Here is a 13,841-nt window from a genome sequence, read left to right as displayed (position 1 = left end):
GTGTATGGGAACCCGTGAGACCTGTGCGCCGGCCGCCCGCGCCCGTCCCGTCACGCACCCGACCCGACCGGCAAGGAGCCGAGATGACCGCAACGCCCGCGCAGTGGGAGTACCTCACCACGCCGCTGATGATCCACAACACCGCCGCCATCCTCAACACGTGGGGCTCACAGGGCTGGGAGCTCGTGCAGGTCGTCACCGGCCCCGAGGGCGGGCTCGTCGCGTACATGAAGCGCCCGCTCGCCGGTGCGGAGCACGGCGCCTGATGGGCGCGATCTCCGCGCGACTGGCCGAGCTCGGCATCGAGCTGCCCGCGGTCGCGGCGCCCGTCGCCGCCTACGTCCCCGCCGTCGTGCACGGCGGCCTCGTCTACACGAGCGGCCAGCTGCCCTTCGTCGACGGCGCGCTCGCCGCGACCGGCAAGGTCGGCGCCGAGGTGTCGGCCGAGGACGCCAAGGCGCACGCGCGCACCTGCGCGCTGAACGGCCTCGCGGCGGCGGCGGACGCGGCCGGCGGCGTCGACCGCATCGCGCGCATCGTCAAGGTCACCGGCTTCGTCGCCTCGGCCGAGGGCTTCACGGGGCAGCCGGGCGTCATCAACGGCGCGAGCGAGGTGCTGGGGGAGATCCTCGGCGACGCGGGCATCCACGCGCGATCCGCCGTGGGCGTCGCGGAGCTGCCGCTGGGCGCGCCCGTCGAGGTCGAGCTCGTGGTGGCGCTCGTCGAGTAGCCCCCGCCGGCTGCGGCGGACGAGAGGAGGGCCGGGTGCGCATCGCACCCGGCCCTCCTGCCGTCCTCGGTCGATCCCCGCGTCAGCCCGCGATCATCCGGTCGCTGATGACCTGCATCACCTGCGTGTCGGCCAGCGTGGTCGTGTCGCCGATGGCCCGCCCTTCGGCCACGTCGCGCAGCAGGCGGCGCATGATCTTCCCCGACCGCGTCTTCGGCAGCTCCTGCACCACGAACACGCGCCGGGGCTTCGCGATGGCGCCGATCTGGTCGGACACGTGCTTCCGCAGGACCTCGTTCGGGTCCACGTCGCCGAGCGCGCTCGCCTCGGCCGACCGCAGGATCACGAAGGCCACGACGGCCTGGCCCGTCGCCTCGTCGGACGCGCCGACCACGGCGGCCTCCGCCACGTACGGGTGCGCGACCAGCGAGGACTCGATCTCCGCGGTCGAGAGGCGGTGGCCGGAGACGTTCATCACGTCGTCCACCCGGCCGAGGAGCCAGATGTCGCCGTCCTCGTCGAGCCGGGCGCCGTCTCCCGCGAAGTAGCGGTCGCCGAAGCGGTCCCAGTAGGTCTCGCGGTAGCGCTCCGGGTCGCCCCAGATGCCGCGCAGCATGCCGGGCCAGGGTTCCGTGACGACCAGGAGGCCGCTCTCGCCGCGCGCCACCGGCTCGCCCTGGTCGTCGACCACGGCGACGGAGATGCCGGGGATGGGGGACTGCGCGGATCCGGGCTTCGTGGCGGTGACGCCGGGGAGCGCGGAGATCATGATGCCGCCGGTCTCGGTCTGCCACCACGTGTCGACCACCGGCACGTCGCCGCCGCCGATGACGTCGCGGTACCAGCGCCACGCCTCCGGGTTGATGGGCTCGCCGACCGAGCCGAGCAGCCGGATGGAGGAGAGGTCGCGCGTGTCCGGGATCTCCCGCCCGGTCTTCATGAAGGAGCGGATCGCCGTGGGGGCGGCGTACAGGATCGTCACGCCGTGCTTCTCCACGATGTCCCACCAGCGGCCGGGCGCGGGGGTGTCGGGCGTGCCCTCGTAGACGACCTGCGTGGCGCCGTTCGCCAGCGGGCCGTAGACGACGTAGCTGTGGCCGGTGATCCAGCCGACGTCCGCGGTGCACCAGTAGACGTCGGTCTCGGGGTGCAGGTCGAACACGTTGCGGTGCGTGTAGGCGGCCTGCGTGAGGTAGCCGCCCGAGGTGTGCAGGATGCCCTTCGGCTTCCCGGTGGTGCCGCTCGTGTAGAGGATGAAGAGGGGGTGCTCGGCCTCGAACGCCTCCGCCTCGTGCTCCGCATCCGCGGCGGCGACGCGCTCGTGCCACCAGAGGTCGCGGGCGTCGTCCCAGTCCACCTCGTTCTCGCCGCGCTTGACGACGAGCACGTGCTCGACGGATCCGGCCGATCCGACGAGCGCCGCGTCCACGGCGGGCTTCAGGGGGAAGACCTTCCCCTTGCGCCAGCCGCCGTCCGCGGTGATGACCACGCGCGCAGCCGCGTCGTCGATGCGGGCTCGGAGGCTCTCGGCGCTGAAGCCGCCGAAGACGACCGAGTGGACGGCGCCGATGCGAGCCACGGCGAGCATCGCGATCACGGCCTCCGGGATCATCGGGAGGTAGATCGCCACGCGGTCGCCCGCGACGACGCCCAGGTCGCGCAGCGCGTTCGCGGCGCGCTTCACCTCGGCGGTGAGCTCGGCGTAGGTGAGGTCGCGGGTGTCGCCCGGCTCGCCCTCCCAGTGCAGCGCCATGCGGTCGCCGTGGCCGGCGAGCACGTGCCGGTCGAGGCAGTTGTACGCCACGTTGAGCCGGCCATCGGGGAACCAGCGCGCTACGGGGGCGTCCGACCAGTCGAGGACCGTCTGGAACGGGGTCTCCCAGGTGACGAGCTCGCGAGCCCGATCGGCCCAGAAGCCGAGGCGGTCGGCGGCGGCCGCGGCGGCCAGCGACTCGTCGGCGACGCGGGTCGCGCGGAACGCGTCCGACGGCGGGTGGACGGGGACCGGCTCGGGCGCCGCGGCCGGATGCGAGGGGGTGGTCGCCCCCTCCTCGTCCTGGTCGTGCGCGGCGGGCCTCGCGGCTCCGGGCTGGGTCGATCCGGGGTTCGTGGACATCGTCATCGTCATCCTCTCCGCGACCCACGTTAGCGGGTGGGCGGCCGGGCGCCAGGGGCGACGGGGTGGGGCGGGCGACCCCGCTGCCCGGGAGTCCGATGGGGGAACGGCCAGAACACGCACAACCCTCCCGTCGCGGGAGACGCGCGGCGTATGCTCGTCCCGTCGGGCCAAGCCCGACGTGTGGCGAGTCCAGGATTCCCCCGATCCGTCGTCACGTGGCGGCGCCCGTTCCCCCGATGGGCGCCGCCCCTCTCCTCCCCAGCCGGTCGCGTCGGGAGCCCCTCCCCGCGGTCGGTCGGCCTGGGTCCTCCTGCCTGCTCCTCGGCTTAGCCTCCGCGCATGTTCGAGTGGCAGGCATCCGTCGTCCGTCGGGCGGTGCTCCCCGAGGGGGCGTCCCGGCGCGAGTCCGCGGCAGGCGCGGGACCGCCCGGGGCCGCCGCGCGTCCTCTCCTCGCCGCCCCCGCGGCCTTCGTCCCGCGGGCGCGGACGCCCGGCGCTCCCGGTCCGCTCGCATCCCCCGCGGTCGGCGTCGCATCGGGTGGGGTCGTGGCCTCACCGGCACCCGGCGGCGTCCGCGCCGCAGCGGCCGCGCCGCCGACGCGCCGTGTGCCGTCGGCGCTCGGTCCCCTGGCGCACCTGGCGCGGGATCCCCGGGCGACGGACGTCTTCGTCAACGGCGACGGCGAGGTCTGGGTCGACCGCGGATCCGGCCCCGAGCGCCGACCCGACGTCGACCTCGGCGGCGAGCCCGCCGTGCGGGCGCTCGCCGTGCGGCTGGCCGCGGAGGGCGGGCGCCACCTCGACGAGGCGGCGCCGTGCGTCGACGTCCGCCTGGGCGACGGGATGCGCATCCACGCCGTCCTGCCTCCCGTGTCGACGCGCGGGACGCTGCTCTCCATCCGGTTGCCGTCCCGGGCGAGACCGACGCTCGACGCGCTCGACGCGGCGGGTGCGTTCCCGCCCGGCTGCCGGGCGCTGCTCGAGGAGGCCGTGCGCCGGCGCACCAACCTGCTGATCACGGGGGCGGGCGGGAGCGGCAAGACGACGCTGCTCGGCGCGCTGCTGGCGCACGCGGATCCGCGGGAGCGCATCGTGCTCGTCGAGGACGTCGCCGAGCTGCGGGTGCGGCATGCGCACGTCGTGTCGCTCGAGGCCAGGCAGGCGAACATCGAGGGGGCGGGGGAGCTGTCGCTGCCGCGCCTGGTGCGCGAGGCGCTCCGGATGCGTCCCGACCGGCTGGTCGTGGGGGAGTGCCGGGGCAGCGAGATCCGGGAGCTGCTCGGAGCGCTCAACACCGGGCACGACGGGGGCGCGGGGACCCTGCACGCCAACGGCGTCGCGGACGTGCCCGCCCGGCTCGAGGCGCTCGGCGCGCTCGCCGGGATGGACGCCGTCACGACGGCGCGCCAGGCGGTGAGCGCGATCGGCCTCGTGATCCACCTCGGGCGGACGCCACGGGGACGACGGGTGGTCGCCGCGGGACGCCTCGTGACGGGAGACGACGGGCGCCTCCGGGTCGTGCCCGTGCGCTGGGGCGTCGATGCGGGTCCCGCGCCTCAGGCCGCCGTGGCGGCGTCGGCGCCGGCGTCGGCGGACGATGCCCGCGGGAGCCGCCGGTGATCGGGCGCGCCCTCATCGTGCGGCTGCGTCGCCGGGGCGGAGGCGACGCGGAGGCCGTCGAGGAGGCCGAGGAGATCGCCGCGTTCGTCCGGCGCCTCGCGGTGCTGCTCGGCGCGGGCCTGCACCTCGAGCGCGCGTGGTCGCAGCTGGCGCCCGGAGGCGACCGGCCGCGGCGCGGTGAGCGCGCGGTGCCCGCCCTGGTCCGCAGCGTCGCCGCGGGCGCCGGATCCGCCCCCCTCGCCACGCGCGTCTCGGCCGCCGCCGCCGCCGCGGGCACGGGAGGCGGAGCGGCGGCGCGGTCGTGGAGCGCGCTCGCCGCCGGGCTCGAGGTCGCGGATCGCACGGGAGCTCCGCTCGCCCGTTCCCTGGAGCGGCTCGCCGACTCCCTCGTCGACGTCGCCCGGGTGCGTCGCGACGCGGGGACGGCGCTCGCCGGGCCCGTCGCGACGAGCCGCACCGTGCTGCTCATGCCCGGGGCGGGGATCCTCCTCGCGGCGGGGCTCGGGTTCGATCCGCTGCGCGTCCTCGTCACCACCGTGCCCGGGCTGGCGTGCCTCGTCGCGGGCTGCTCGCTCGTGGCGGTCGGCGGGAGATGGAACCGCGTCCTGGTGCGCCAGGCCACGCCGCACGAGCCGGCGCCGGGGCTCGTCCTCGACCTCGTCGCGACGGCCATGTCGGGCGGGGCGTCCGTGCCGCGCGCCGTCGCCGTCGTCCGCCGCGCGTGCGAGCGCGCCGGGCTCGACCCGGGCGGCGATCTCGACGCCGTCGGATCCGTCGTCGAGGCGGCGTCCCGCACCGGCGCACCCGTCGCCGTGCTCCTGCGCAGCGAGGCGGAACGGAGCCGCCGCGACGCCGCCACGTGGGCGGAACGGGCTGCGGCGCGCCTCGCCGCACGGCTGATGCTGCCGCTCGGCGTGTGCATCCTGCCGGCGTTCCTGGCCGTGGGCGTCGTGCCGATGCTGCTGGCCGTCGTGTCCTCAACACTCGGCCGCGGATGAGGGGATCCACCGTGTCGCATCCCGCCCGGGGCCGCGGACGGTCGACCGGGCATGGTGACGACCCGGCCGACGATCGGCAGGGACAGGACGGCGGGCACCGCCCGCCAGAGGGAGAGGACGAGGACATGGGACGAGTCGAGGAGCGGGCGCTCGTGATGGAGGGGCGGGGCACGGAGGTGGCGGCTGCGGGTTCCGCATGCGGCGGGACGGGATCCGTCGTGGGACCGGAGGGGCGGGCCGTGTGGCCGCTGGCCGCGGCGTCGACGAGCGCATCGGGCCGGCCCGGGAGCTGTGCCGGGGCCTGCGGTGGAGGCGCCATGGAGGTGCATCCGCGGGGTCTGGCCTCGCGTTCCGCGCACACGGTGCGTGCGGCGCGCCGGGCCTTGCGTCGCCGCATGGCGGGCGACAGGGGTGCGGCCACGGCGGAGTACGCCATCGCGACCATGGCGGCGGTGGCCTTCGCGGGCCTGCTCGTGGTCATCCTCCAGAGCGACGAGGTCCGCGGCATGCTCCTCGACCTCGTGCGGCGAGCCTTGACCTACGACCGGTGATCCGGGTCATGCCTGCACGACGGCGTCCGCCCGGCGGCCCGCGAACGTGCCCGGTCGCGGATGGGGGAGCGGCGGCGGCGGAGCTGGCGGTCGTGCTGCCCGGCGTCGTGCTGGTGCTCGGGCTGTGCCTGGGAGCCGTGCAGACGGTCGGCCAGCAGGTCGTGCTGACGTCGGCGGCGGAGGAGGCGGCACGGAGCATCGGACGTGGGGAGGACGCGGGAACCGCGGCGGCGCGCATCGACGGTGCGGCTCCGGGAGCGGCCATGGCGGTGGATCGGTCGGGTCACGTCGTCTGCGTCCGCCTCACGGCACCCAGTCGCTTCGGACCCGCGGGGACGGCGGGCCTCCGCGTCTCGGCGCGCGGCTGCGCATGGCAGGAGGATCCGGATGCCCCGTGACCACGGCCGCGACAGCGGCTCGGGCACCGTGGTCGCGGTCGGCGTGCTCGGCGCCGTCACGGCCCTCGCGATCGCCACGGTCGCCGTCTCCTCGGTGCTCGTGGAGAGGGCGGCCGCAGCGGGAGCCGCGGACTCCGGAGCGCTCGCCGCCGCGGACGTCGCCGCGGGGTTCGCGGCCGGCTCCCCGTGCTCGGCGGCCGAGGAGGTCGTGGTCGCCGCCGGCGCGCTGCTCACGCGCTGCGACGTCACGGGCACGACGGCCGTCGTGGAGGCGGAGCGACGCGGCGGCCCGATCGGCCTGCCCGTGACGGCGAGGGCCCGTGCCGGTCAACCGCCCGATCGGGCGTCCGGGTGACCGGCGTCCGGCGCCGGCGCTGCCCCATCTCACCCATGGACGGGGATCGCGGCGCGCCGTCCCGCGGCGGTTCGCGCCCGGCGACGGAGAGCGCATGGGCGTCCACCGCGCCGGCCGGGCTGCGGCCGGGCCGTGCGCTCCGGCCGGGTCGACGGACAGCCGGGACGCGGCGCGTCGGGGCGGCTCCGCGATTAGGTGGCCGGTCGGTGCGCGTGTGTATGGTGTGCCTTGTCGGGGACCCCGCCGCACGTCGCCCCGGATCGCATCCGAGCGGGCACGCATCCCGGACACCGGGTCGGCCACCGGCCCCCATGAACGCATATATAAGGAGTCACGTGCCCGGCACGAAGAAGTTGGTCATCGTCGAGTCGCCGGCCAAGGCCAAGACGATCGCCCAGTACCTGGGCAGCGGCTACGAGGTGCAGGCCTCCGTCGGGCACATCCGCGACCTCATCGAGCCCAAGAACCTGCCGCCCGAGCTGAAGAAGGGCACGCTCGGCAAGTTCTCCGTGGACGTGGAGAACGGCTTCGAGCCGTACTACGTCGTCAGCGACCAGAAGAAGAAGACGGTCGCCGACCTCAAGCGGGCGCTCAAGGACGCCGACGAGCTCTTCCTCGCGACGGATGAGGACCGCGAGGGCGAGGCCATCGCGTGGCACCTCCTCCAGGTGCTGAAGCCCAAGGTGCCGGTCAAGCGGATGGTGTTCCACGAGATCACCAAGGAGGCCATCGAGCGCGCCCGCGACAGCACGCGCGACATCGACACGGCCCTCGTCGACGCGCAGGAGACGCGGCGCATCCTCGACCGCCTCTACGGCTACGAGGTGTCGCCCGTCCTCTGGCGCAAGGTCGGCCCCGGGCTGTCCGCGGGTCGCGTGCAGTCCGCCGCCACCCGGCTGGTCGTCGACCGCGAGCGCGAGCGGCTGGCCTTCGTCACCGCCTCCTACTGGGACCTGACCGCGTCGCTCTCGCCCCTCGAGCAGGAGCTGCCGTTCGACGCGCGCCTCGTGCGCATCGACGGCGCGCGCATCGCCACCGGCCGCGACTTCGACGACAAGGGCTCGCTCAAGAACGACTCGCGTCCGCTCGACGCGGAGAGCGCCGAGGCGCTCGCCGAGGCCCTGCGCGACCCGTCCGTGCCGCTGAAGGTGCAGAGCGTCGAGGCGAAGCCGTACACGCGTCGACCCGCCGCCCCGTTCACGACGTCCACGCTCCAGCAGGAGGCCGCGCGCAAGCTGCGCTTCTCCGCACGCCAGACCATGAGCGTCGCCCAGTCGCTGTACGAGAACGGCTACATCACCTACATGCGCACCGACTCGCCCTCGCTCTCGCAGCAGGCGATCAACGCGGCGCGCAAGCAGGCGGCGGAGCTCTACGGGCGGGAGACCGTGCCCGACAAGCCGCGCCTCTACGCGGGCAAGAGCAAGAACGCGCAGGAGGCCCACGAGGCCGTGCGCCCCGCCGGCGAGACCTTCCGCACGCCGCAGCAGCTCGCGTCCACCCTGCGCGGCAACGACCACAAGCTCTACGACCTCATCTGGAAGCGCACCATCGCCTCGCAGATGGCCGATGCGAAGGGATCCACCGCGTCCGTCGTGATCGCCGCGGGGCCCACGTCCGCCGGCGAGGTGGCCGAGTTCGCCGCCTCCGGCACGGTCATCACCTTCCGCGGATTCCTGGCCGCGTACGAGGAGAGCCGCGACGAGGAGCGCCACGGCGCCGCGGAGCCGCGTGAGGCGAAGCTGCCCGACCTCAAGAAGGGCCAGGACCTGCGCCTCGTCGACGTGGACGCCAAGGGCCACGAGACCAGCCCGCCGCCGCGCTACACGGAGGCGAGCCTCGTGAAGACGCTCGAGGAGCTGGGCATCGGCCGTCCGTCCACCTACGCCGCCATCATCTCGACGATCGTCGACCGCGGCTACGTGACCCCGCGCGGCACGGCGCTCGTGCCCAACTGGATCGCCTTCTCGGTGGTCCGGCTGCTGGAGGAGTTCTTCACCGAGCTGGTGCAGTACGACTTCACCGCGGGCATGGAGAACGACCTCGACCGGATAGCGGACGGCTCGGCGGAACGCGTCGACTGGCTGAAGGGCTTCTACTACGGGAACGACGCCCACAAGGGCCTGCGTCCCACCATCGACAACCTCGGCGAGATCGACGCCAAGGAGATCAACTCCCTGCGCATCGCGGACGACATCACGCTGCGGATCGGCAAGTACGGGCCCTACCTCGAAGTCCACGAGGAGGGGGCCGCCGTGGACGCGACGCCCCGCCGCGTCAACCTGCCGGAGGACCTCGCGCCCGACGAGCTGACGTCGGCCAAGGCCCGCGAGCTCATCGACGCGCCCGTCGTCACCGACCGGGTCATCGGCATCAACCCGGAGAACGGCAAGCAGATCGTGGCGAAGGACGGCCGCTACGGCCCCTACGTCACCGAGCTCGACCCGGAGCCCGAGGAGGCGCCGGTCGCTCCCGCGGACGGGGTCGACCCGGCCACGGGCGAGGTGCTCGACAGCGCGTCCGCCGCCGCGGCCACGGTGCCCGCGACGAGCGCGCCCGCGAAGAAGGCTCCCGCCAAGAAGCCCGCCGCGAAGAAGGCGGCCGCGGTCAAGCCGCGCACGGCCTCGATCTTCAAGTCGATGGACCTCGCGACGGTCGACCTCGAGACGGCCCTGCGGCTCCTCGACCTCCCGCGCGTCGTGGGCGAGGACCCGGAGACGGCCACGCCCATCACGGCGCAGAACGGCAAGTACGGCCCGTACCTGAAGAAGGGGACGGACTCCCGCTCGCTCACGAGCGAGGAGCAGATCTTCGAGATCGACCTGCCGGGCGCCCTCGAGGTGTTCGCCCAGCCCAAGTACGGCGCCCGACGTCCCTCCAGCGCGCTGAAGGAGTTCGACGCGGATCCCGTGAGCGGCAAGGGCATCAAGGTGAAGGACGGCCGGTTCGGCCCGTACGTCACCGACGGCGAGACCAACGCCACCATCCCGAAGAGCGAGTCCGTCGAGGACGTCGACTTCGACCGCGCGGTCGAGCTGCTCGCCGACAAGCGCGCCAAGGGCCCGGCGAAGCCGAAGGCCAAGGCCAAGGCGCCGGCCAAGGCGAAGGCCAAGGCGCCCGCGAAGGCGAAGGGCACGACGACCGCGGCGAAGGCGACCGGGACGAAGACGACCACCGCCAAGACGGGCACCGCGAAGGCGGCCACGGCGAAGACGACCGCCGCGAGGTCGGCCGCCGCCACGAAGGCGGCCGCGACGCGGGCCGCCAACAAGGCGGCTGCTGCCGCGGCATCCGACGCGACGTGACCGGCGTCTTCATCACGCTGGAGGGCGGCGACGGCGTGGGGAAGTCCACGCAGTCGGCGCTCCTCCGGGAGTGGCTGGAGGAGCAGGGCCATGAGGTCGTCGTCACGCGCGAGCCGGGCGGCAGCGACCTCGGGGTGGAGATCCGGGAGATCGTGCTGCACCGTCGGGGGCACATCGCGCCGCGAGCTGAGGCGCTGCTCTACGCGGCCGACCGTGCGCACCACGTCGAGACGGTCGTCCGGCCGGCCCTCGAGCGAGGCGCCGTCGTCCTGCAGGACCGCTACCTCGACTCGTCCGTCGCCTACCAGGGAGCGGGGCGGGTGCTCGACGCCGACGAGATCCGCGACCTCTCCCTCTGGGCCGCCCAGGGACTCCTGCCCGACCTGACCGTGCTGCTCGACCTCGACCAGGCTGCGGCGCGGATCCGACTCGACGCCGCGCGGACCCGCTTCGACCGTCTCGAGGCCGAGCGCGCCGACTTCCACGAGCGCGTGCGCCAGGCGTTCCTCGGGCTCGCCGCCGCCGAACCGGGGCGCTTCCTGGTCGTCGACGCCGGGCGCCCGCGCGCGGAGATCGCGGTGGAGATCCGGAGCCGGGCCCGCACGCTGATCGCCGAGGGAGCGCCCGCGTGAGCGACGTGGCGACCGACGCCGCGTCCGCCGCGTCCGCGAGCCCCGACGGCCGCGCCATCTGGGACGAGCTCACCGGGCAGTCGGAGGCGGTCGCCCTGCTCGCCGCCGCCAGCAGCCCGCGGGCCACCGCGCGCGACGCCAGCGGCACGGCGCTCGCGCACTCGTGGCTCATCACCGGACCGCCCGGATCCGGCCGCTCGAACCTCGCCTACGCCTTCGCCACGGCCCTGCTCAGCGACGGCACGCCGGAGGGGGACGCCGCGACCTCGCGGCAGGTCGCCGCCCGCAGCCACCCCGACCTCGGCGTGCTGGCGACCGAGCGCGTCATCATCGCCATCGACGAGGTGCGCGCCCTCGTCTCGTCGTCGCAGTACTCGCCCTCGGTCGGCCGGTACCGCGTCATGGTCGTCGAGGACGCCGATCGGATGACCGAGCGCACGTCGAACCTGCTGCTGAAGGCGCTCGAGGAGCCGCCGGAGCGCACCATCTGGATCCTGTGCGCGCCCAGCGAGGCCGACCTCATCCCCACCATCCGCTCGCGCGTGCGCAGCGTGCGCCTGCGCATCCCATCGGTCGAGGACGTGGCGGCGCTCATCCAGCGCCGTGACGGCGTCGACGCGGCGACGGCGACGCGCGCCGCCCGCGAGGCGCAGAGCCACATCGGCATGGCGCACCGTCTCGCGACCGACGCCGAGGCGCGCGAGCGCCGGAGCCGCACCCTGGAGCTCGCGCTCGGGATCCGCACGGTCGGAGACGCCGTGCGCGCCGCCGCCGCGATGCTCGAGCTCGCGGGCCAGGACGCCAAGGCCTTCACGGTGCAGCGCGACGCCGACGAGCGCGAGCGCGCGCTCCGGTCGCTCGGCGTGCAGGAGGGCGGGTCCATCCCGCCGCAGCTGCGCTCGCAGATCCGTCAGCTCGAGGAGGACCAGAAGCGGCGGGCCACGCGGAGCCTCCGCGACGGCATCGACCGGATCCTCGTCGACCTCATGTCCCTGCACCGCGACGTGCTCCTGCACCAGCTCGGGGCCGACCTGCCCCAGGTGAACGAGGCCATCGCCCCGCGGATCGCCGAGGCCGCGGAGGCCGGCTCCGCGGCGGCGTCCCTGGCCGTCCTCGACGCGGTCGGCGTGGCCCGTCGCCGGATCGACGGCAACGTGTCGCCGGCGCTCGCCCTCGAGGCGATGCTCGTCTCCATCACCCGCACGCGCTCGGCGGGTCGCGCGTGATCGGCCAGCCGCCGCGCCCGCGCCGCCTCCGCCGCGCCGGAGCGCTCGGTGCGGTGCTCCTCGCCGCGGCCGTCGCGCTGAGCGGCTGCGGCCTCATCCCCGTCCCGGAGCCGCGGAGCTCCACCTCGAGCCCCACGACGGAGGACGTCGCGCCCGACCTCGCGCGGTACTACGAGCAGGCCCTCGCGTGGTCCCCGTGCGAGGACGGCGCCCAGTGCGCCACCGCGACGGCGCCGCTCGACTGGTCGGCCCCGGATCCGGCCACCGACATCCAGCTCGCCCTGGTGCGGCACACGGCCCGCGGCGCCGACGGCCCGCGCGGCTCGCTCTTCGTCAACCCCGGAGGCCCCGGGGCGTCCGGCGTCGACTTCGTGAAGGCCAGCGTCGACTACGCCGTCTCGCGCGACCTGCAGGACGCGTACGACGTCGTCGGCTGGGATCCCCGCGGCGTCGGCCGCTCGACCGCCGTCGACTGCGTCGACGACTCCCAGCTCGACTCCTTCCTCTACGGCGAGACCGAGGCCCCTCCCGGCACCCCCGCGCACGACGAGGAGCTGGTGCAGGCGTCGAAGTCGTTCGCGGAGTCGTGCGCCGCCCGATCCGGTCCGCTGCTCGAGTTCATCGACACCCGGAGCACGGTCCACGACCTGGACATGCTCCGGGCCCTGGTGGGGGACGAGAAGCTCGACTACCTCGGCTACTCGTACGGCACCAGCATCGGCGCGCAGTACGCCCAGGACTTCCCGGCGCACGTCGGCCGCATGGTGCTCGACGGCGCGACGGATCCCTCCGCCAGCTCCTTCGACGTCGTGCTCGCGCAGACCGCGGGCTTCCGCACCTCGTTCGAGTCGTACATGACGGCCTGCCTGGCGGGGCAGGGGTGCCCGTTCCGCGGATCCGTCGACGAGGGCGTGCAGACCGTGGCCAGCCTCCTCGACCGCCTCGACCAGAGCCCGCTGCGCGCCCGCGACGGGCGGGAGCTCGACGGCCAGGTCATGCGCAGCGCCATCGACGCCGCCCTCTACAGCGAGCAGCAGTGGCCCGCGCTCACGACCGCGTTCGCCGAGGCGCTCCGCGGCGAGTCCGCGACCGCGTTCGCGCTCGCCGACTCCTACTTCGGCCGCAGCCCCGACGGCACCTACGCGAGCAACTTCTACGAGGCCTTCCTCGCCATCCAGTGCATCGACTACCCCGTCGAGCGGGATCCCGCGGTGCTCGTGACGGAGGCGGCCGAGCTCCGCGCCGCCGGTGGCGAGCTGGCGGACGACGACACGTCCCGCGACGGCGAGCCCGATCCGCTGTGCGGCAACTGGCCGTATCCGGCGCGGCAGGCCCCGGCGCCCGTGTCGGCGGAGGGCGCGGCGCCCATCGTCGTCGTCGGCACCACGGGCGATCCCGCCACACCGTACTCCTGGGCCCAGGCGCTCGCCGGGCAGCTCTCCTCCGGCGTCCTGCTCACCTACGAGGGCGAGGGGCACATCGCCTACGACGAGCGGGATCCCTGCATCGTGGCGGCGGTCGACGGCTACCTGCTCGGCGGGGATCCGCCTGCGGCCGGCACGACCTGCGGCTGAGCGCGGCGGGAGCACGGCGGGGTGCGCGGCCGGCGTCGACCGCGGGCCTCGCGGACCCCGACGGCCCGTGTGCGGGAGCAGCCTCCGGGATCCGGTATGCTCTCTACTCGTGCCTGGTACTCGCTGAGTCCGGGCCGGGCCGCCTTAGCTCAGTCGGTAGAGCATCTCACTCGTAATGAGAAGGTCGTCAGTTCGATTCTGACAGGCGGCTCCACCATCCCCTCCCCGTCGCGCTCTCCCCGAGAGAGACGGGGAGCGGCATCTCGCCTCCTCCTCCGGTCCCGCCCGTCGCGTGCGTGCCCGAGCTCACGGCGGCCGGGCCGGCCCTCGGGT

General features: G+C 74.7%; 12 protein-coding genes and 1 tRNA gene. 12 read left to right on the top strand and 1 reads right to left on the bottom strand.

All coding sequences use genetic code 11. From position 1 onward, the window contains the following. Nucleotides 1-83 precede the first annotated feature (83 nt). Both BFL37_RS04230 and BFL37_RS04225 read left to right on the top strand, forming a co-directional pair. On the top strand, nucleotides 84-266 hold the full coding sequence (locus BFL37_RS04230) for a hypothetical protein (RefSeq protein WP_086513900.1): 183 nt from the start codon (nucleotides 84-86) through the stop codon (nucleotides 264-266). Continuing rightward, the gene (locus BFL37_RS04225; RefSeq protein ID WP_086513899.1) at nucleotides 266-730 is read left to right on the top strand and encodes a RidA family protein; all 465 of its coding nucleotides are present in this window, start codon (nucleotides 266-268) and stop codon (nucleotides 728-730) included. Before BFL37_RS04230 ends, BFL37_RS04225 begins: the two co-directional genes overlap by 1 nt. Before the next feature lie 82 nt (nucleotides 731-812). Here the strand turns inward: BFL37_RS04225 and acs are convergent, their stop codons facing one another. Then, nucleotides 813-2,852 carry an acetate--CoA ligase gene (gene acs / locus BFL37_RS04220; RefSeq protein WP_086513898.1) on the bottom strand — a complete coding sequence of 680 codons (2,040 nt, stop codon included), beginning with the start codon at nucleotides 2,850-2,852 and terminating at the stop codon, nucleotides 813-815. 336 nt (nucleotides 2,853-3,188) lie between these two features. On the opposite strand from acs, the gene BFL37_RS04215 reads away from it, so the two are divergent. From BFL37_RS04215 to BFL37_RS04170, 10 genes are all read left to right on the top strand, one after another. Continuing rightward, the gene (locus BFL37_RS04215; RefSeq protein WP_086513897.1) at nucleotides 3,189-4,469 is read left to right on the top strand and encodes a TadA family conjugal transfer-associated ATPase; all 1,281 of its coding nucleotides are present in this window, start codon (nucleotides 3,189-3,191) and stop codon (nucleotides 4,467-4,469) included. Then, on the top strand, nucleotides 4,466-5,467 hold the full coding sequence (locus BFL37_RS04210; RefSeq protein WP_086513896.1) for a type II secretion system F family protein: 1,002 nt from the start codon (nucleotides 4,466-4,468) through the stop codon (nucleotides 5,465-5,467). The genes BFL37_RS04215 and BFL37_RS04210 overlap by 4 nt, the downstream gene beginning before the upstream one ends. Nucleotides 5,468-5,784: 317 nt before the next feature. After that, a complete protein-coding gene (locus tag BFL37_RS04205; RefSeq protein ID WP_086513895.1) occupies nucleotides 5,785-6,018 on the top strand; it encodes a DUF4244 domain-containing protein in 234 nt (77 codons plus the stop codon). A gap of 8 nt (nucleotides 6,019-6,026) precedes the next feature. Next, complete coding sequence (locus tag BFL37_RS04200; RefSeq protein WP_086514014.1) at nucleotides 6,027-6,416, top strand: TadE family type IV pilus minor pilin; 390 nt, start codon at nucleotides 6,027-6,029, stop codon at nucleotides 6,414-6,416. Next, on the top strand, nucleotides 6,406-6,771 hold the full coding sequence (locus BFL37_RS04195; RefSeq protein WP_086513894.1) for an Rv3654c family TadE-like protein: 366 nt from the start codon (nucleotides 6,406-6,408) through the stop codon (nucleotides 6,769-6,771). Before BFL37_RS04200 ends, BFL37_RS04195 begins: the two co-directional genes overlap by 11 nt. Nucleotides 6,772-7,106: 335 nt before the next feature. After that, nucleotides 7,107-10,076 (top strand): type I DNA topoisomerase, encoded by a 2,970-nt coding sequence (topA, locus tag BFL37_RS04190; protein ID WP_086513893.1) that lies wholly within the window; start codon nucleotides 7,107-7,109, stop codon nucleotides 10,074-10,076. Beyond that, nucleotides 10,073-10,708: a dTMP kinase gene (tmk, locus tag BFL37_RS04185; protein ID WP_086513892.1), complete on the top strand. Its 636-nt coding sequence runs from the start codon at nucleotides 10,073-10,075 to the stop codon at nucleotides 10,706-10,708. The genes topA and tmk overlap by 4 nt, the downstream gene beginning before the upstream one ends. After that, entirely contained in the window at nucleotides 10,705-11,934 is a 1,230-nt protein-coding gene (locus BFL37_RS04180; RefSeq protein WP_172403737.1) for a DNA polymerase III subunit delta', read from the top strand. Before tmk ends, BFL37_RS04180 begins: the two co-directional genes overlap by 4 nt. Next, complete coding sequence (locus BFL37_RS04175) at nucleotides 11,931-13,508, top strand: alpha/beta hydrolase (protein WP_086513891.1); 1,578 nt, start codon at nucleotides 11,931-11,933, stop codon at nucleotides 13,506-13,508. The genes BFL37_RS04180 and BFL37_RS04175 overlap by 4 nt, the downstream gene beginning before the upstream one ends. Nucleotides 13,509-13,646: 138 nt before the next feature. Continuing rightward, nucleotides 13,647-13,722 (top strand) — tRNA-Thr (locus BFL37_RS04170). The last annotated feature ends 119 nt before the right edge of the window (nucleotides 13,723-13,841 follow it).

This window comes from Clavibacter michiganensis, assembly GCF_002151125.1.
In the GTDB taxonomy this organism is placed as follows: Bacteria; Actinomycetota; Actinomycetes; order Actinomycetales; family Microbacteriaceae; genus Clavibacter; species Clavibacter michiganensis_C.
This window is presented reverse-complemented; position numbering and strand designations above follow the sequence as displayed.

Bases quoted from the DNA above. Each gene is read 5' to 3' on its own strand.
- BFL37_RS04225 (WP_086513899.1), top strand. From the start codon at position 266: ATGGGCGCGATCTCCGCGCGACTGGCCGAGCTCGGCATCGAGCTGCCC.
- BFL37_RS04205 (WP_086513895.1), top strand. From the start codon at position 5,785: ATGGAGGTGCATCCGCGGGGTCTGGCCTCGCGTTCCGCGCACACGGTG.
- BFL37_RS04215 (WP_086513897.1), top strand. From the start codon at position 3,189: ATGTTCGAGTGGCAGGCATCCGTCGTCCGTCGGGCGGTGCTCCCCGAG.
- BFL37_RS04230 (WP_086513900.1), top strand. From the start codon at position 84: ATGACCGCAACGCCCGCGCAGTGGGAGTACCTCACCACGCCGCTGATG.
- BFL37_RS04195 (WP_086513894.1), top strand. From the start codon at position 6,406: ATGCCCCGTGACCACGGCCGCGACAGCGGCTCGGGCACCGTGGTCGCG.
- BFL37_RS04200 (WP_086514014.1), top strand. From the start codon at position 6,027: ATGCCTGCACGACGGCGTCCGCCCGGCGGCCCGCGAACGTGCCCGGTC.
- acs (WP_086513898.1), bottom strand. From the start codon at position 2,852: ATGACGATGTCCACGAACCCCGGATCGACCCAGCCCGGAGCCGCGAGG.